The sequence below is a fragment of the Canibacter zhoujuaniae genome (assembly GCF_011752015.1).
Lineage (GTDB): Bacteria > Actinomycetota > Actinomycetes > Actinomycetales > Microbacteriaceae > Canibacter > Canibacter zhoujuaniae.
The window spans coordinates 1-18,528 of sequence record NZ_JAAIKA010000002.1 but is presented as its reverse complement, the minus strand read 5'-3'; the positions used below and the strand labels follow the sequence as shown (position 1 = coordinate 18,528).

The 18,528-nt window shown below is 55.5% G+C and carries 18 protein-coding genes; 1 reads left to right on the top strand and 17 read right to left on the bottom strand.

Going from position 1 to position 18,528, the window contains the following annotated elements; genetic code table 11:
• Positions 1–2 precede the first annotated feature (2 nt).
• The 4 genes from HCQ99_RS04720 to HCQ99_RS04705 all read right to left on the bottom strand — a co-directional run bounded on the left by HCQ99_RS04720 (position 3) and on the right by HCQ99_RS04705 (position 5,086).
• The gene (locus tag HCQ99_RS04720; protein WP_166986679.1) at positions 3–1,082 is read right to left on the bottom strand and encodes an ABC transporter permease; all 1,080 of its coding nucleotides are present in this window, start codon (positions 1,080–1,082) and stop codon (positions 3–5) included.
• Between the two features lie 82 nt (positions 1,083–1,164).
• Positions 1,165–2,769 (bottom strand): ABC transporter substrate-binding protein, encoded by a 1,605-nt coding sequence (locus tag HCQ99_RS04715; RefSeq protein ID WP_243854796.1) that lies wholly within the window; start codon positions 2,767–2,769, stop codon positions 1,165–1,167.
• Positions 2,770–2,938: 169 nt separating this feature from the next.
• Complete coding sequence (locus tag HCQ99_RS04710; protein ID WP_166986672.1) at positions 2,939–4,336, bottom strand: aspartate aminotransferase family protein; 1,398 nt, start codon at positions 4,334–4,336, stop codon at positions 2,939–2,941.
• A 108-nt stretch (positions 4,337–4,444) separates the two neighbouring features.
• Entirely contained in the window at positions 4,445–5,086 is a 642-nt protein-coding gene (locus tag HCQ99_RS04705; RefSeq protein WP_166986669.1) for a Maf family protein, read from the bottom strand.
• A 47-nt stretch (positions 5,087–5,133) separates the two neighbouring features.
• On the opposite strand from HCQ99_RS04705, the gene HCQ99_RS04700 reads away from it, so the two are divergent.
• A complete protein-coding gene (locus tag HCQ99_RS04700) occupies positions 5,134–6,414 on the top strand; it encodes a class I SAM-dependent RNA methyltransferase (RefSeq protein WP_208317173.1) in 1,281 nt (426 codons plus the stop codon).
• Between the two features lie 53 nt (positions 6,415–6,467).
• On the opposite strand, the gene HCQ99_RS04695 is transcribed toward HCQ99_RS04700, so the two are convergent.
• From HCQ99_RS04695 to HCQ99_RS04635, 13 genes are all read right to left on the bottom strand, one after another.
• Positions 6,468–8,000, bottom strand: coding sequence for a sigma-70 family RNA polymerase sigma factor (locus HCQ99_RS04695; protein ID WP_166986666.1), 1,533 nt, complete (start codon positions 7,998–8,000; stop codon positions 6,468–6,470).
• 242 nt (positions 8,001–8,242) lie between these two features.
• The gene (locus HCQ99_RS04690) at positions 8,243–10,279 is read right to left on the bottom strand and encodes a bifunctional copper resistance protein CopD/cytochrome c oxidase assembly protein (protein ID WP_208317172.1); all 2,037 of its coding nucleotides are present in this window, start codon (positions 10,277–10,279) and stop codon (positions 8,243–8,245) included.
• 76 nt (positions 10,280–10,355) lie between these two features.
• Positions 10,356–10,637: an HU family DNA-binding protein gene (locus tag HCQ99_RS04685; protein ID WP_166986663.1), complete on the bottom strand. Its 282-nt coding sequence runs from the start codon at positions 10,635–10,637 to the stop codon at positions 10,356–10,358.
• Positions 10,638–10,929: 292 nt separating this feature from the next.
• Entirely contained in the window at positions 10,930–11,229 is a 300-nt protein-coding gene (locus tag HCQ99_RS04680) for a Dabb family protein (protein ID WP_166986660.1), read from the bottom strand.
• A 129-nt stretch (positions 11,230–11,358) separates the two neighbouring features.
• The gene (rpsN, locus tag HCQ99_RS04675; protein ID WP_166986656.1) at positions 11,359–11,664 is read right to left on the bottom strand and encodes a 30S ribosomal protein S14; all 306 of its coding nucleotides are present in this window, start codon (positions 11,662–11,664) and stop codon (positions 11,359–11,361) included.
• A 2-nt stretch (positions 11,665–11,666) separates the two neighbouring features.
• Positions 11,667–11,834 carry a 50S ribosomal protein L33 gene (rpmG, locus tag HCQ99_RS04670; RefSeq protein WP_166986653.1) on the bottom strand — a complete coding sequence of 56 codons (168 nt, stop codon included), beginning with the start codon at positions 11,832–11,834 and terminating at the stop codon, positions 11,667–11,669.
• Between the two features lies 1 nt (position 11,835).
• Complete coding sequence (rpmB, locus tag HCQ99_RS04665; RefSeq protein ID WP_166986650.1) at positions 11,836–12,072, bottom strand: 50S ribosomal protein L28; 237 nt, start codon at positions 12,070–12,072, stop codon at positions 11,836–11,838.
• A gap of 170 nt (positions 12,073–12,242) precedes the next feature.
• Positions 12,243–12,629 carry a Fur family transcriptional regulator gene (locus HCQ99_RS04660; protein WP_166986647.1) on the bottom strand — a complete coding sequence of 129 codons (387 nt, stop codon included), beginning with the start codon at positions 12,627–12,629 and terminating at the stop codon, positions 12,243–12,245.
• 51 nt (positions 12,630–12,680) lie between these two features.
• The gene (locus HCQ99_RS04655; protein ID WP_166986644.1) at positions 12,681–13,472 is read right to left on the bottom strand and encodes a metal ABC transporter permease; all 792 of its coding nucleotides are present in this window, start codon (positions 13,470–13,472) and stop codon (positions 12,681–12,683) included.
• Entirely contained in the window at positions 13,469–14,335 is an 867-nt protein-coding gene (locus tag HCQ99_RS04650) for a metal ABC transporter permease (RefSeq protein WP_243854795.1), read from the bottom strand. Before HCQ99_RS04650 ends, HCQ99_RS04655 begins: the two co-directional genes overlap by 4 nt.
• A complete protein-coding gene (locus tag HCQ99_RS04645) occupies positions 14,332–15,219 on the bottom strand; it encodes a metal ABC transporter ATP-binding protein (protein WP_166986641.1) in 888 nt (295 codons plus the stop codon). The genes HCQ99_RS04650 and HCQ99_RS04645 overlap by 4 nt, the downstream gene beginning before the upstream one ends.
• 86 nt (positions 15,220–15,305) lie before the next feature.
• Positions 15,306–16,394, bottom strand: a complete 1,089-nt coding sequence (locus HCQ99_RS04640) for a metal ABC transporter substrate-binding protein (RefSeq protein ID WP_166986637.1) — start codon at positions 16,392–16,394, stop codon at positions 15,306–15,308.
• A 101-nt stretch (positions 16,395–16,495) separates the two neighbouring features.
• Positions 16,496–18,528, bottom strand: a 2,033-nt coding sequence (locus tag HCQ99_RS04635) for an SdrD B-like domain-containing protein (protein ID WP_208317171.1), incomplete at its 5' end; no start/stop codon positions are given.

The following is an 18,528-nucleotide window of genomic DNA, read 5'->3' as shown; positions in this document are numbered from 1 at the left end:
AGTTAGTACCTCACTCGTGGGTCGATGAGCGCCGCAAGTATATCCACGATGAAGTTGGAAAGCGCAACGATGACCGCCAGCATCGCCACAATACCCTGCACAGCAACAAAGTCGCGGCCTGAAAGATAATAGGCGAGCTGAAAGCCGAGACCTTTCCACTCAAATGTGGTTTCGGTGAGCACAGCGCCACCGAGTAGCAGCGCTATCTGCAGGCCAATCACAGTGATCACTGGGATCAGGGCCGGCCGGTATGCGTGTTTAGTGATAAGTCTGAACTCAGACACACCACGTGATCGGCCAGACTCAACGTATTCACGGCCGATAGTGCCAATCATATTGGTGCGCACAAGACGCAGGAAGACACCAGCTGTCATCATGCCAAGTGTCAGCGCCGGCAGCACCGCGTGACGCAGCACATCGATAATGTTTGCCGGATTCCCGGTCTGGATGGCGTCGATGAGGTAAATACCGGTTGGGTTTGCGACATTCAGCTGGATGTCGATCTCAGTGTTCACCGAGGCGCGGCCCGACACAGGAAGCCAACCAAGCCAGACCCCAAAGATCAGCTTCATTATCAAACCGGAGAAGAAGACCGGGGTTGCATAGGTAAAGATCGCAAACATGCGCAGCGCCGCATCCGGCCCCTTGTCGCGGTAGTAGGCTGCGGCCATACCGAGCGGGATACCGACAATAAACGCAACAATCAGCGTGTAAAACGCAAGCTCCAAAGTTGCCGAACCGAAGGTTAGCAGCACTTCAGTAACCGGGCGGTTGTCTGTGATTGTGGTGCCGAAATTACCGGTAAAAACCTGCCCGAGGTACTCGAAGTACTGCACCAAAACTGGCCGATCATAGCCGGCCGCCGCAATGCGGGCAGCGAGCTGATCGGGTGGCAGTTTTCCGCCAATAGACGCGGTGATTGGGTCTCCGATGGTGCGCATCAGAAGGAACACCATCGTCACCAAAATAAACACAGTCGGAATGATCAGCACAGCGCGCCACAGAATGTAGCGCCCGAGCCCACCGCCCGACTTCTTCTTTTTCGTCGCAGACACTGCCTGCGTCTCAGCTACTGCAGCCATATTTTTGCTTTCCTGTTAAAGCCAATGTGGGCGGGTCCTCGAGAGTATCGAGAGACCCGCCCGCTTGTCTCAGCTAACTAACCTAGCGTGCGAGGGTTCCAAAACGGAACTTAAATGATGGATCAAGGGTAACGCCGCTGATGCCATCAACCGCTACTGCAACCTGTGCGCCCTGCAGCAGTGGGACGGTTGGCAGATCGTTAGCGGTGAGGTTCTGCACCTCTTCAATGAGTGAGGCGCGTTTCGCGGCGTCGTCTGTCGCCACCTGTTCACGCAGCAGGGTATTTACCGCTTCGTTGTTGTAGTGGTTCTTCAAGAAGCCACCCTCAAGGAAGAACGGCGTGAGATAGTTATCAGCGTCTGAGTAGTCAGGGAACCAGCCGAGCTGGAAGGCTGGGTACGCACCAGAGCTGTACTCCTTTGAGTAGACACCCCATTCAGTGGTCTGCAGGTTTACGTTGAAGAGACCATCAGCTTCGAGCATTGCTTTAATCTGCGCATACTCTTCGGTGGCCGCAGCGCCGTAGCGCTCAGCAACATACTGCAGGTCAAGGGTAACCGGAGTCTCAACACCGGCAGCTTCCAAGCGGGAAGCTGCTTTCGCAGCGTCAGCGCCACCGTTACCGTCACCGTACAGAGACTTCAACGGTTCAGCAGCACCCTCGAGCCCGGCAGGAACATGTCCGTAGAGCGGGGTGTAGGTGTCCTTAAACACCTCGTGCGCAATCTTTTCACGGTCGATCAAATCTGCAACCGCCTGGCGCACAGCAAGAGCTTTGTTAGCGTCTGCTTCAGCAGTTGCTGCTCCGTAGGGCATGGTGTCGAAGTTGAACACGATGTAGCGAATCTCGCCACCGGGGCCGTGCACAACGTTCAGACCGTCAGTCTTCTCAAACTTTGCAACATCGGTTGCCGAGAGTGAACGGAATGCAACATCAACAGCTTTAGTTTCGATAGCCTGGCTCAGGTTTGACTCGTTTGCAAAGTAGCGAACGTTAATCTGCTCAGTCTTTGGTGCACCCCAAATGCCCTTGTATGCGTCGTTAGCCTTAAACACGGCAAGGTTGCCTTTGTCGAAGCGCTCGAGTGTGTACTGACCAGCAAACGGCTTGGCTTCGATAACGGCTGCATCGTCAAGCAACTTATCAGCCGGGAATACTTCCTCATCGAGGATCGGAGCCACTGGGCTTGACAGAATCTGTGGGAAAGTCTGATCGTGCTCAGCTTTTAGGGTGAAAACAACAGTGAGATCGTCAGTTGCTTTTACAGACTCCATACCCTCTAGCAGGCTCTGCGGCCCGTTTGCGTCGTCGATGTTGAGCATACGCTCAAATGTGTGCACAACATCAGATGCTGTGAGGTCGTGACCGTTCGCGAAAGTCAGATCCTTCTTGAGGGTGACAGTGTATTCGGTTGGGCCGGTGAACTCAGCCGTCTCTGCGATGTCTGGCTCTACAGTTGCCTCACCCACTGGGTTGTTCAGCAGGAATGGGTAAACATTTGTCGCGATGGCAAATGAACCATTGTCGTAAGAACCAGCGGGATCGAGTGATGTAACCACCTCGGTTGTGCCGACGGTAATTCCATTGCTTGAGCCACCGCTGTTGTCGCCGCCCCCAGCGCAGCCAGCAAGCAGCAGCGCAGCTGTGCTAGCTAAAGCTATTGAGCCATAAAATTTTTTCTTCATATATCCTCCGTGCTGTTGCGAACGCATCCTGCAACAGTATCGCTTCGTTGCGCACGCAAATATCTTTCACCAAAAGCCTACTAGGAGTATCAGGCTGAATCACTTTTACCTAAGCTCAGGCAAAAACGTTATCTAATGGTGATAATAAATTTTTGAGTAACTAACTGGTTTAACCACGCAGCTTTGCCGCTTCAGCATCTGCAACGTCAAGCGCACCGTCAATAATCTCTAAGCCACGCACGAGATCTTCCTCCGAGATGATCAACGGCGGCGCAATCTGCAAACGGTTACCGGCTACGAACGGCCACAAACCAGCTTTCTTACACGCTGCCGCAACAGCGTTCATAGGCGCAGCTGCGTCACCTGCCGCATTGAACGGCACAAGCGGCTCACGTGTTTCACGTGAAACAACCAGCTCCAACGCCCAGAACAGCCCACGACCGCGCACTTCGCCAATCGACTCATGCTTTTCGACCAACCGCTCAAGTGCCGGGCGCACAACACGCTCGCCCAAATCGCGCACTCGCTCAACAATGCCATCACGTTCGAAAACATTAAAGGTGGCCACACCAGCTGCGCAGGCAAGCGGGTGTCCTGAGTAGGTGAGGCCGCCGAAGAAGGTTTGCTCTGAGAAGGTGTTGTGGATCTCCTCGCTGATCACTACGCCGCCGAGTGGAACGTAGCCTGAATTCACACCCTTCGCGAAGGTCACGAGATCCGGAGTGATCCCAAACTGCTGGAAAGCAAACATGCTGCCCAAGCGGCCAAAGCCCACCATCACCTCATCGCAGATCAGCATGATGCCGTGCTTTTTAGTCAGCTCACGCACACCCTCTAAATAGCCTGGCGGCGGCACCAAAACACCGTTTGTGCCGGTTGCTGTCTCGAGGATGACCGCGGCGATTGTGTCCGGGCCCTCAAGCTCAATAGTGTGCTCAAGGTGCCGTAAAGCGCGCTCAGCCTCCTGCTCTGGCGACTCAGCATAAAACTCTGACCGATACTCATACGGCCCGAAGAAGTGCACAACGTTGATATCGAGCACACCGTTTGCCCACCGCCTGGGCTCACCGGTGAGCGTGATCGCAGTGCCTGTTGAGCCGTGATAGCTGCGGAAACGTGACAGCACTTTTTGCCTGCCGGTATGGTGCCGAGCCAGCCGAATCGCATACTCGTTCGCGTCTGCACCACCGTTGGTAAAGAACACTGAACGCGCACCCTCAAAACTGCTTTCAACGATCAAACGCGCTAATTCGCCGCGCGCATCGTTAGCGAATGCTGGCTGAATGGTTGCAAGCCGCCCCGCCTGCTCTTGGATAGCCTGCACCAAATCAGGGTGCTGGTGACCCAGGTTCAGGTTTACAAGCTGTGAAGAAAAGTCGAGATACTCTTTTCCGTCGTAGTCCCAGAAACGCACACCCTCGCCCTTGGCTACGGGCAGCGGATCGATCTTACCCTGTGCACTCCATGAGTGAAAGACAAAGCCACGATCGTTCGCGCGCACTTCGCGCTGTGCGGCATTGTCGCCGAAGTTTTGCTCTGCACCTCGGATGTCAACAAAATCTGCCACCAGTTATCGGTCCCTTCAATTATTGCGCCGCAAATTTGCGGTTCATTCGCAATTCTACTGCGCAAACTATCTCTGTCTTAACGCTGCTTTGTAATACTCAAACGGAAGTTATGCAGACGCAGTCCACAGGGCGGTGTATTCGTAACCTAAGCGACGCACCAGCTGACGCAGGGCGGGCAGCGATAACCCCATAACACAGCTCGGGCTGCCCTGAATACCGCTAATAAACGCGCCAGCACGACCGTCAATCGCGAATCCACCAGCGAGCTTTAGGGGTTCACCGCTTGCAACATAGGCAGCAAGCTCCGCATCAGTAACATCGGGAGCAAGCGTTACAAGAGCCGTGTCGGTGAGCGTGGCCTCCCCAACAATCTCACCGTTTTTAACCTCAAGCAGGCAGTGACCGGAGTGCAGAGTGCCGGTGCGCCCGCGATGTTTTTTCGCACGTTCCAGGGCAACATCAGGATAATGCGGCTTCCCGAGCACCTCGCCGTCGAGCAGAAAAACGCTGTCTCCCCCGAGCACCAGACCGTCAGCTGTGCTGCCGTAGCGGGCAGCAACATCGCGCGCCTTCAGCTTTGCCAGAAGGTCAACTGTTTCCGCTGCGGTGAGTGGCGTGCCCTGTTCATTCTCAGCAGCTGCAACTGCGGCGGCCTCATCAACAGTGGGCGCAAAACAAACTGGGGTAATGCCGGCGGCGGTGAGCACCGCGCGCCGCGCCGGAGAAGTCGAGGCAAGAACTAAACGCATATTTCAATCCTAAGCCGCTGCGCTAACACCCTAGATACACTAATTAAATGACTACTTCAGCAGAACTGCACGTCGGAGATGATGTCGTCCTTGATATCACAGGCATCGCCCACGGTGGCGTCAGCGTCGCGCGCCACAGCAGCGGGCGCGTTGTTTTCGTCTCAGACACTCTGCCGGGCGAGCAGGTGCGCGCACGCATTATTGAACTTAAAAAGAATTTTGCTCGCGCAGTCACTGTGCAGGTTTTGCAGCCGTCGCCCTTCCGCACAGCGCATGTGTGGGCTGAAGCCGACATTAGCCGCGATCCGCAAGACCGTGTGGGCGGCGCAGAATTCGGCCATATCGCACTCGGTCACCAGCGTGATTTGAAAGCGCAGGTGTTGCGAGACGCGCTGATCAGGCAGGGGCGGATCGCGGCCGACGCCGTCCCCAATGTCAGCATCGACCCGCTGCTGGGTGACGACTACGAGAACGGTTTGGGGTGGCGCACCCGAGTGAGTTTGCACACCGACCCTGAAACCGGGATCGTCGGCCCATACGCCGCGCGCAGCCACAGGGTAATTCCTGTCAAGTCGCTGCCTCTCGCCTCTGATCAGCTCAGCTTAATTGCTCCGCTTGATGAACGGATGCCTGACGTTACACGAGTCGATTTGGTGGCACCAAGCGCCGACGATCCGCGTATGCTGCTGACCTACCGATGTGAAAAGGCGCCCGTTGGCGCGGCAGACGTGGTTTATGAGGCCGTTAACAACCGTGACTTTCAGGTGCGTGCTGGCGGCTTCTGGCAGGTGCACCGCGGCGCAGCAGAACGGTTATACGGCGAGGTCTCTGCGGCCGTTACCGCACTCGGTGATGCCGTTGACCCGACTGGTTACAATCTTGATCTGTATGGCGGGGTTGGTCTTCTGGCGGCAGCGTTTATTGACGCGGCCGGTGAGCGAGCCAAAATTACTTCTATCGAGTCGGTTGAGTCTGCCACCGATCTTGCTGCCGAAAACCTCGCAGATTTTGCGGGCGCGCAGGCGCTAACCGCCAAGGTTGAGCACTATTTACGTGACCTATATAAGGGATCGGCGATAGTGCGCGACCGTCTAAAAAAGGGCACCGTGATAATTGATCCGCCACGTGCGGGGGCGGGTAATGCCGTAACCGGAAGCCTAATAGCGCTGCAGCCGAAAAATATAGTTTATGTTGCTTGCGATCCGGTAGCGTTAGCGCGTGATACGCAGACACTGCTGGCTGACGGATACGATCTCTTAGAAATACACGGGCTGGATATGTTCCCACACACGCATCACTTCGAGACTATCACCCTTTTCCAGCGTTAGATTTCGTGCGCCCTCTCTCGGGGGATGCGCAAATAACTGGTTAGCCTACCCGACTAGCGAAAACTGAAAATACAGGAAAGTTCGCCAAGAAACTCTCTGTCACCGCACTCAAGGATTGCCGACCTGTCGCGTGAGCTCGAGCCGTCAGAAGTCTCTGAGTAATCAGGTTCACCCACGTCTAGGGTGGGCGGCTCAGCTTCCGTCGACTCTGGCTCCGTAAGCACGGCGCTAGAATCGTCGGTTATTGGATCTTCATCAACGGGCTCTTCGGCAGGCTCTGGCACGATCACCTGTGTAATAGGTTTCGGATCGGGCCCGCCAACCGGCATTACCTGTGAAACATCTACGGGCGCACCAGTCGGTGCCTCAGCTGCGCGTTCGTTACGAGGGTTAGCAGCACCAGTCTGTGTGAATGAAAATGGTCCAGCGACTGCGCCGGATTGCTCAAGCGGAGTTTCGCTGTTATCTGGAGCGTGGGCGATAGCGTGATCCGCAGGGGTGTTTTCAACGCCGTCACCGTCAAGATCGCCAACTGCGAGCTCAACACCGTCGAAGTCTGCAAGCGGTGTGCCCTCCTCTCCGCTTGCGCGTGTGTCGCTAGAGCTATCCCTAGCAGCAGAATTAGAGGTGTCAGAGCTGGTAGCTTCCTGCGTGGCTGGGGAGGTGGGCAGCGTGACTGCCGCAGCCGCACCGGCGACTGTTACCAAGGCAACACCGGCCGCAACCGCAGTTGAGCTCAACAACTGTTGGGGGACAAAATTCTTTATGTGTAAGACCGCTGCTGCAGCTGGGGTTGTCGCAGCAGTGCCCTGCGCCGCCGCAACAGCAACGCCAACGCCGCCCGTCCACAGCGCGAATACAGCCGCCCGACCCAGGCGGTTGTCAGAGTCGCTGAGCGCGGCGTAGATGCGCCCACAGCTTTCACAGTGTTCGAGATGCTCATCGAGAGGCTGACGCATCTTTGCGCTGAGTGATCCGCGCACATATCTGGGTAGATTTTTGAGCGTGTCAGAGTGGGATCCGATCAGTTGCACTGGCAGCTGCACGCTCAGCCACTCTTCACGCAGGCGCTCGCGTGCGCGACGCGCATTTACGGTCACGGTGTTCGGGCTGAGCCCAAGCCGATTTGCAACGAGGGTGCGAGGCAACTTTTCAACATCGAGCAGCCACAGCAGCTCCTGCCAGTGCGGTGGAATCTGTTTGAAGGCGAGAGCGATATCACGGCGGTTTTCACGCTCCTCAACCGACACATCGGCGGCATCCAACGCGATCTCGTGCAATAGTCGTGCCCGCTCCCTAGTTGCGTCACGATACCAAGTCGCAGCGATATTGCGCGCAACCGTCATGAGGTAGGCGCGGAAGTTCTTTATTGGTTCTGCGTCTTTCTGGAGCCGCTCCCAAACCTGAGCAAATGCCTCAGCGGTGACATCTTCAGCGTTGTCATAGGCCAGTGTGCGCATCGCGGCGGTGACCGCACGATTGTGTTTTTTCCACAGCGCAGAATAGGCATCAGCCTGTCCCTGTCGGGCCGCTGTTAACAGCTCTTGCTCTGCCCGCTTCGGATTAAAATAATTAAGCTTTCGCATAAATGCCCTTCGCCCTAGAGATGGGCTCTCTTCCATTATTGCACGATCAGCCGGCGCATCTGCAAACGCGTAAAATCCGGCCGATACCAGGCGACACGCCGAAGATTACTTTTTTAAACGCTGTCACTTTCTGCCTTGACGCAACACTCTATAGGTGAATTCGCGAATATCCCCCCAGGTTATAAAACCGCCACAAGCAGCCTCCCAGCTCCCCCTTGTGGCGGTTTTTATTTACGCTCCAGTTAGCGGCGCGCTTGCTTTGCAGCGTCGCGTGCCGCACGCTGCTGCAGCATCTCGTTATAAGCGCGCAACTCTGCCTCATCGGAGCGCTCAGCGGCGCGGTCACGGCGGCGCTGCTCTTTTTCATCCGAACGCGCCCACTGCCACGCCAAGACCAGCATAATCAAAAGAGTTGGCAGCTCTCCAATGCCCCAAGCGATACCGCCGCCGTTTTGCTGATCGCGTAAAGGATCCGCCCCCCATGTGCGCCCCATCGCACCAAACCAATCAGCCGCAAGCAGGCCGGTGCCGCTCATGATCGTAACTCCAAAGAAGGCGTGCGCCCCCATAGTGACGAGTAATAAAACCATGCGCAGTGTGTGCGGATAGCGTTTCGGCACCGGATCTATGCCGATCAGCGTCAGGGTGAAAAAATAGCCGGAGAGCAAAAAGTGCACAATCATCCACTGGTGCCCGAGGTGGGACTCCATCGCCCAGCGCAGCACCGGCGTGAAATAGAACACCCAGAGTGAGGCTGCGAAAATAAAACACGCCACAATCGGGTGCGTTACAAACTTTGCCCACGGGGTCTCAGTCAGCCACAGCACCCACTCACGCGCACCCCAAGAACCGTCGCGGCGTTTTGCGGCCGCCCGCAGCAGCAGAGTTACCGGCGCGCCAAGCACCAGGAGGGTCGGAATCAACATAGTCAGGAACATGTGCCCGAGCATGTGCATGCTAAACAGATATGCCTCATAAACATTTAAGAAGCCGTTCGTGACGTATGCCAAAAGCAGCATTCCGGTTATGAAAGATGCAGTGCGCAGAATCGGCCATCTATCGCCGCGTTTTCGCAAGCGCCACACCCCGAAGAGATAGAGCGCAATACCGCCTAGCGCGAAAGAAGCCCACAGCAAATCGAATTTCCACGCGTTGAATATGCTTGCAGGTGTCAACTCAGGCGGGAGCGGATCCCCCGTTAGATACTCTGCAGGGGTGATTTCGCGCTGTGATTCACGCGCTACTTCGATAGGTTGCGGGGTTGCAGCGCGGCCGAGGGCACCAGCAAAACCAGAGGCTGCTCCCATCACGGCAAGCTCCAAAAGCACCAGAGCTACAAAAGTCTTGCGGATCGCGGCAAACCCCTGCTTTCCGGCAACCGCCCCGGTTGCTGCACGTTCCAGTGAGTTAATAATGCGCAGCCGTTGCCACGCCCCGAAGGCAATAGCTAACACCAAGGTGACAGCTTTGGCGATCAGCAGCCTGCCGTAACCAGTGCCCCAAATATCGTCTACAGTTGACAGGCGAATAACGCCGCTAACGACGCCGGATGCAGCGACGATAAACGACGCCCACAGCGCTAAAAATGAGTAGCGCTGCACGATATTCACGAGCTGCTGTGGTTTTGCACTGCTTGCTATTAAAGACACCGCTACCAGCCCACCGAGCCAGACTGCAGCGCCTGTTATGTGCATAAAAATTGCGTTGACGGCGAGACTATGCCCGCTTGCGCCAGCGGCATGGCCCTGCGCCGCAAGCGGCAGCAGTGTCAGCCCAGCTGTGAGAAGCGGCAGCAGCAGGAGCTTCCGAGAGCGGATTCCAAAGCAGAGCACAGTTGTGAGAGCCGCGCTTAAAACCAGTAAGAACCAGTACTGTCCAAGCTCGAACTCGGTAATGAACTGAAGCAGCGCCGCGCCAAACTGTGCGTCTGCGCTGAAGCTCTGATTGCTGACATCAATAAAGGTTGTCACTGTTGCGAGCATCCCGGCAACTGTCAGCACTGCTGCCGCACCGGCGGCAAGGTCGATCGTTTTTCCCCACAGTTTACTCTTGGGGTCGAGCGCCCAGAGTGCAAGAACGAGAGAGCCGACCGTTATCGCCAGAGCCACGTTTACAACCGTGCGCGAGGCCGGCACCGCATAACGCACAAAAACACCGGGATCCAGCAGCGCTCGTGCAGCGCTAGCACCACCCATATCGAGACCGGCGGCGAGTGTGAGCGCTGTCGTCACCAGCAGCAGTATTAGCGCTGGTATAAAGATACGGACAGATTTACTCACCCGTCTAGCCTACCGGAGACAAAAATCCCGGGGCCGCGATAGCTGCGACCCCGGGATCTAAATTCTTTTAAAAGATTTACTTCTTAACAGCTGCCTTCAGCTTTGAACCGATGGTAGCCTTTGCACGCTTACCAGCTGGAATGTTGATGGTCTCGCCGGTCTGTGGGTTGCGGCCGGTGCGAGCAGCGGTCTCGATGGTGTCGAAGGTTACCCAACCTGGGATTGAAACTTTACCGCCGTTAGCGAGGGTCTCAGCAACTGCGCTGAAGAGACCGTCGATTACGCTGTTTACTGCTGCCTGGCTCTGACCGGTCTCTGCAGCTACCTTTGCAACGAGTTCAGTCTTGTTGAGTGACATTTGTCATCCTTTCAAAGTGGGGTATCCACCCTAATTGTTTAAGACTCAAGGGAAGCCCCACAAGGGGAGTTTCCACCGTGACGGTGCCACGGAGTCGATCAGTTGATCTGACGCTAATTTACCCCAGTAATCGCCTATTAGCGGTGTTTTGCGGCGACTTTTTTAGTGTTTGCCCCGCAATTTTCCGGTTTCTCAGAGTTTTTTATGGTTTTTAACCCGATTTTGCGGTTTTCGAGGCTTGCAAATATCTTCGATTTCCATAGCTGAGATAGGCGCAAGGGTTACATCGTCTTTAATATTCAGCGTCAACTGCGGCGCGCGCAGCAGAGCGCGGTTTCACTATCTCGACAACCTGCAGATGCTCCGGGTGCACGCTGTATTCTGCAAGGGCTGCCGCGTCTGCAAAGTCAGTGATTAAAACTAAATCCCAGTTGCCCTCAGCTCCAAGACTCTCCGCATGCACCTCTATATGCTCTAGAGTCGGAATTTTACCGTCCATAGCCTTAAGCGCCGCAGCGCACTCGGCGGCTTGCTCAGCTCGCGCCTCGACGGTGGCGCCGTTCATTTTCCACATCACAACGTGTCGCAGCATTTACTTCTCCCAGCTCTCGATTTTGAATCCATCCATAACGATACCGCTTCATGCGCACACCTAGAATGCAAAAGCATAAGGGCGGACACTTAACAGTGCCCGCCCTTACGTCAGTATATGTATAAGCGTTTACCAGCTTGACTTGGTGATGCCTGGCAGCTCACCGCGGTGTGCCATATCGCGGAAACGCACACGGCTGACGCCGTATTTTGAAAGTACGCCACGTGGACGACCGTCGATTACGTCGCGGCTGCGCACACGCACTGGAGAAGCGTTGCGTGGCAGCTTCTGCAGGCCACGACGAGCAGCTTCACGGCTCTCAGGGGTGCCGTTTGGGTCTACGAGAGCTTTCTTCAGCTCTGCGCGACGCTCTGCGTAGCGCGCAACAACTTCCTGGCGCTGTTTGTTCTTAGCGATCATGCTTTTCTTCGCCATGATTAGCGCTCCTCTCGGAATTCAACGTGCTTACGAACTACCGGATCGTACTTCTTGAGCACGAGTCGATCTGGAGTGTTGCGGCGGTTCTTCTTGGTTACGTAGGTGTAACCGGTGCCTGCGGTAGAGCGCAGTTTAATGATTGGGCGAACGTCTTGAGCTTTTGCCATTTTAGAGCTTCACCCCACGCTTCTGCAGATCTGCAACTACGGCTTCGATACCGCGCGCATCGATAACCTTGATTCCCTTTGCTGACAGGGTCAGGGTAACCTTGCGGCCGAGTGAAGGCACGAAGTAGGTCTTTTTCTGAATGTTTGGATCAAACCGACGCTTGGTGCGGCGGTGTGAGTGTGATACGTTGTGGCCAAAGCCTGGAACGGCTCCGGTCACCTGGCACACTGCTGCCATAAATGTTTCCTCTCAGTACCGAAGAATCGCAGTGATTCTTCCCAAGATCTCTTGTCTGCGTCCCGGCCGGTTGGCACGGGTCACGGTCTGCGCTCCTAGGAGAGAACACAGCCAAGAATCAAGCTTACGCTAGTTAGCACAGCCTGCGCAAGTTTGATTACCGCGCTAGATTAACGACATTTAGCGCAGATACCGAAGATGTCGATCACGTGCTTTACGTCACTGTAGCCGTGTCGTTTTGCCTCTTCTTGCGCCCAGCGTTCAACTGGGGCGGCCGCAATCTCAACCGCTGCCCCGCATTTGCGGCAAATGAGGTGGTGGTGATGGTGGTCTGTGCTGCAAAATCGAAAGAGGTTTTCACCCTCGGGTGAGTTCAGCATGTCTGCCTCACCCAGTTCCACCAGGGTGGCGAGCGAACGGTAGACGGTTGCAAGCCCGATGGTGCTGCCCTCAGCGCGCAAACGGTCGTGCAGCTGTTGGGCACTCACAAACCCGGTCTCGGCCGCCATGGCCGCCCGCACAGCCTCACGCTGCCAGGTGTTCCGCTTTACAACCATTTTCACTCCTAGGGCTCTGCACAAGATTGTAATGTGTTTAGTTTAAATATGTCAGGTGCGGATCGCGCGCACACCGAGTGACAGCAAAAACAGCAGCGCGACAACAAGTCCGATTGCGCCTCCGGCGGCAACAGCAAAATGCCATGACAGCCACAGGCCGACTGCGCTGGCGGTAACCGCCAAAATGAATGCGACCGGCGGCACCCAGGCGATGTTTCGCACTAAAAGCTGTGCGGTTGCGGCCGGCCCAACAACAAGCGAGACCGCAAGAATTGCACCCACAGCCGGCATTGCCACAACGATTGTTGCGGCGGTGATGGCTGTTGCAACCAACTCAGGCAGCAGTGGATTGCCGCCCGCCGCTCGAAACCCGATGCGATCGAATGTGTCATAAAACAGTGCTCTATGTGTGAAACCGAGCACTGCGACAACGCAGCCGAGCACTACTGCGGCAACCACAATATCTGTTGTTTGCACACCGAATAGAGAACCGATAAGCAGCGATTCAACCGGAATTGAGCTGCCACCCTGCAGGGAAGCGAGCAGGGATCCGAGCGCAAAACCGAAAACCAGCACGATACCCGTTGCCGTGCCCGCCCCCTGCCGCTTAACACGACTGAGCAGAGCAAGCAACACTGTCAAGAGGAGGGCAGCAACCGCCTGCCCGAAAAGCACATTAATCCCCAGCATTGCGGCTATTACGCCACCAGGGAAGGTTGCGTGACTGAGCGCTACCGAGTAGAAAGCCCGCCCACGCATCACAATCAGCGGCCCGACTATTGCAGCAAGCATGGAGAGCAGCAGAAGTTCAACGGCTGCGCGTTCGAGGTAGCTTAGTATCACTGCGCAACCTTTCTGCTCTGTAGTTTGCGAGCTAGAGAAGGCAGCAGGGTCAGCCCGTATATTGCGATGAGGGCAAGCACTACCGCTGCACCCGCGGGGGTGTTTACGCCCAGCGCGAATGACGACCAAATTGCAAAAGCAATGCCTACGAAACTAGCGAATGCGGTGATCAGAAACGCCAGGAGCACCGTTCCCCAGAGTCTGTTAGTGAGCTGCCGAGCGGCTGCTGTTGGCACGATAAGCAGCGCTGTAACCAGCAGATTACCGAGCGCTTGCACACCAGCCACTATCAGAAACGCAATCGCAACCCCGAGGATGAGGTCGGTAGCCAGCACACTGTAACCGGCGGCACGGAAACCGCTCACATCGTGCGCACGGAAGATCTGTCGTCGCCAAGTCATGAGAATCATGAGCACTGAGAGCAGCGCTACACAGCTAAGGGCGATCAGCTGCGTCGCGGTGACGGTCAGCAGATGCCCAAACAGCAGCGCATTCAAGGCGCTCACATAGTCCTGCTGCCGTGAAACGAGCACGATGCCGAGGCTGAACGCGCTGGTGAGGATCACAGCAACAGCCGCATCATTACCGAGCTTGCCGCGCTGCGTGAGGAGGGTGATAAGCACGACCGCGATCGTTGCGGCAACAAGGGCGCCAGGTAGGAGGAGCGCTGATCCGCCGATAATATAACCGATTACTAGACCGGGAAACACCGCGTGCACGAGCCCGTCAGTGACAAACTCGAGGTCTCGAAAACTCACGAAAAGCCCGATAATACTGGCTGCAGCTGCGAGCATGAGCATGGTTAATAAACCGCGCATTATGAACGGCAGTTGAAAGGCGGCAAGTAAGTCTGTGAAGGTCACGGGCACTCTTCAGGATCTGCGGCGGCGTGCGTGTGCATCTCGTGAATGTGGTCGCCGTGGTGCACGTGGTGCTGATGCCCGGTGTCTTCGTGGCGAGTAGTGAGTTTGTGCGCGTCTATCTCAACAGTTGTGTCGTGGAATGTGGCCGCGACGTTTTCAAGGGTGAGCGCTTGGGCAATAGTGCCGAACGCGATCATACGCTGGTCGAGGAGCATCACGTGAGTGCAGGCATCTCGCGCTATCTCAAGGTCGTGCGTGCTCACAACAACGGCACATCCGCTCTCTCTAAGAGCTGTAATAGTGCGCAGTAAGGCGTCGCGATTGGGCCGGTCGAGACCGTTAAACGGCTCATCTAGCAGCAGTAGGCGTGGTTTTGCGACGAGAGCGCGAGCAAGAATTGCACGCTGCTGCTGCCCGCCGGAGAGGTCTGAGAAAAGTTTTTTCGCGTGCTCTGTCAGGCCTACAGTCGACAAGGCTTCACTGATGGCGGCTTTGCCGTTTTTTCCGATCGGTTGCAGCGCACGGCGGTGACTGTAGAGGCCCATTGCGACGACCTGTTGCACAGACACAGGAATCTGCAGGTTGCGACTGTCTGCTTGAGGCAGCAGCCCCAGTTGTTTGTTTGCGGATCCGGGCCGCACCCCGAGCACCTGCGCGCTGCCGCCAAGATGCTCAGTAAGCCCGGCAAGACCGTTCAGCAGCGTCGATTTTCCGCTGCCGTTTGGCCCGATTAAAGCAACCGACTCGCCCGCGTGCAGGGTGGCGGTGATGTTTGTTGCCGCTGCTCTGCCAGCATAGCCAAAACTGGCGTCTCGCAGATCAACCACGGCTGCTGCCTGCGCAGGCTTTCGTGGCGGGATCGGTCTTGTTAAAGTTTTACTCATCTCGCTGTATCGCTTGCCTGGGGTGTGAGGTTAGACAGTTATCGAACCAGGTTGTGCCAGATCGAATGCCGCCTTTTACTCCCGCACTAGTTTGTGACTTCTTGTGGCACAGGAGAAGGATCGTATCCCCACGCCTGCAGGATATTTTCTGTGTTGGCGATCGTTGCCCCGATGTAGGTGTTTGCCGGCGGTTCTACACCGACAGCATCAGCATAAATCGGATCTGTGACAAGCACCACGTTTGCCTCGTTTGCAACGGTTTTGCTGAGCCGATCACTAACGCTTGACTCAAAGAAGATAGCCTGCACACCCGATTTTTTAATGTTGGCAACAAGCTCGTTAATTTCCGCAGCACTCGGCTCGGAGTTATCTTCAAAGCTCGGGATCACGCTGCCAACAAACTCTATGCCATAACTGTCAAGGTAGTACAGGAGCGCATTATGGCTGCTCACAAACCGTTTTTTAGCAGGATCCACCTTCGCGAATTCTGACGCAATCCAGCTGTCAAGCGCAGCTAGTTTTTCACCATAGGCTGTCGCGTTTTCGTGATAGTACTCCCGGTTTTCTGGGTCTGCTTTACTCAGCGCCTCTGCAATTGGGTCAAGCATCTGCCGGGCCATTTTCGGTGCTGTCCAAATGTGCGGATTGACACCACCGTGATCGTGATCATGATCGTGATCGTGATCCTCAGCTTCGGTAGCGTGACCGTCGTGATCAGCCTCACCCTGCGCGGCTGATTTTGCGGTTATCTCTGCAGCGGCCTCTAGATCTACAGCGTCTGCCGCCTCCACAATTTTGCCGTGAAAGCCACTCGATTTAATTGCCGAGTCGAGAAATTCTTCAAGCCCGACTCCGTTTAGAAAGAGAATGTCTGCCTCGCCGAGTGCAACTAGATCAGCTGGGGTTGGATCAAAATTGTGCGCACTGGCACCCGGTTTTAAAAGCCCGGTGAGTTGCACACGATCACCGGCAATTTGCGCAACAAAGTCTTGCACCTGGGTGGTGCTCGCAACTACTTTAAGTTTGCCTTCTGCGCTGCCATTACTCTGTGGTGCTCCGGTGTCAGAAGTGCCGCCTGTGGCGCATCCAGCAAGCGCGAGACCGCAGACTGCGAAAGCACCGATTAGGGTGGCGATTCTCTTTCGTAAACCGTTTTTTAGCATACCCTCCAGCATACCCCTTAATGATAATCGTTCACAAATAGCGGTGGCTTGGGGGTAATAGTTTGGGGGTCCGAGTAACACCCGAACCCCCAACAACTAACCTAGTCAGCTAGCTAGCTTTCCTGCTCCTCCTTGCGGCGACCGGCCACCAGCAGCACACCAGCAGCAAGCGCAACCAAGATCACACCGATCACAGCAAACTCACCACTAGAACCGGTGATAGCCAAACCTGGCTTCCGAGGCGCAGCCTTAATCGGCTCAGGCGACTTCACAAGACCAAAATTAGCCTCAGCAGTCCACTCATTGCCTGCATCCAAGGTAACCGACCAGCCGTCAGCACCAAAGCTGAACTCAAAACCAGCAGGCACAGTATCAGCATCAATCTTCACCGTGTAGCTACCAGGCTCAAGATCACCGAACTCAAAGAAACCATTCTCATCAGTCTCAGCAGTCCCGATCAGCTCACCCTGAGCATCGAAAAGGTTAACCTTCACATTCGAGAAACCCTTACTTGGGTCAGGCAGATTACTGCGATCCGCATCATTCCAGACAGTGCCGGTCACCTTGCCAGCGCCAACAAGACCAAAGTCCTGCTGCTCAGCAGTCATCTGCTCAGGCGTAAGCTCTACCGAAAGCACCTCATCAGTGGTCAACTTGTAACCAGCAGGCACATCAACAATGCGCAAGGTGTACTCTCCCGGCCACAGCTTCTCAACTACATAACCGCCGTCTTTATCAGTAACCGCAGTAATCGGCTTACCCTCAGAGTCGAGCACCGGATTACCGTCAGCATCATAAAGACCTACAACAACATTCTCGAAAGTCTTCTCAGACCCATCAAAAACACCGTCGCGATCACCGTCGTTGAAAATGCTGCCCGTAATAACGCCGGTGCCAACAACACCGAAGTCAATATCGCTACGCGCAACATCCTTACCACTGATAGTGAAGGTGTAGCTCTCGCCGCGTGAGTCGTCACGGCCGTTACCAGCATCAGCTGGCGAAGCCGTAAACCCAGCAGGCAAATCAAACTTCACAGTGTAGGTGCCGGCAGGCAGCTCATCAAAGCTGTACAGACCCTGCTCATTAGTAGTCGCAGTCAACGGCTCACCATCACCATTCAGCACAGGCTCACCATTACGATCAAGCAGGTTCACAACTACACCCGAAAGACCAGGCTCAGCCGGATCCTGAATTCCGTCACCGTCCTTATCGAGCCAGACGCGGTCACCAACCCTAACCGGTTTCGCGTAACCAAAGTCACGATCGTTCACAACCATGCTTTCAGCAGTCTCATCGCTCAAAGCAACATCGTAAACACCACCGGCTGCTGGGCCAGAAGACTGTGAGTAACCGGCAGGCAGAGTATCCGTCTTAACCCGCACCTGGTAATCACCAGGAGCAAGATTAGCAAAACGATACCCACCAGCATCATTCGTCACAGCGGTAGCAATGACATTACCGGTAGCAGGATCAACCAGCTCAACAGTCACACCATTGAACGGACCCTCACCAGCATCCTGCACACCGTCACCGTTGTCATCGTTGAAGAGCTTGCCGGTAATCACACCAGCATTCTTCACAGCAGCATCAACGTCCAGACGCTCCTGACCAGAAACAACAGTCACAGGAGTAATAACACCCTCACCAGCATTCAGCTCAGCAAGCTTATTATCAGCGCCGGTCACAGTCGCGGCATACGCATTCTTAGAAGGCAGCACTAGCTTCACCTGATAGTCGCCAGGACGCAAGCCAGGGAAACTGTACTTCCCTTCAGCATCAGTGGTCACAACAACAGGCTCACCATCAGCATCGGTCACAGGCTCACCAGCTGCATTAAGTAGATGCACCTCAACACCGGCAATACCAGACTCCCCAGCATCACGAACACCATTATCGTTACCGTCGAGCCAGACAGTATCACCAATAGAAGCAGGACGATAGAAACCAAAATCCTGATCCAAATTAGTCATCGCCGCAGGCGTAAGGCTCACAGTCCCCGAAGTCAAAGACAGCTCACCCTCACCAGGACCAAACGACTGCACAAAACCATCAGGCTGAGCAACACGCACCTTGTAATCACCAGGCACAACACGCTCAAAACGGTACTTACCATCAGCACCAGTAACCGCAGTAACAGGCTCAG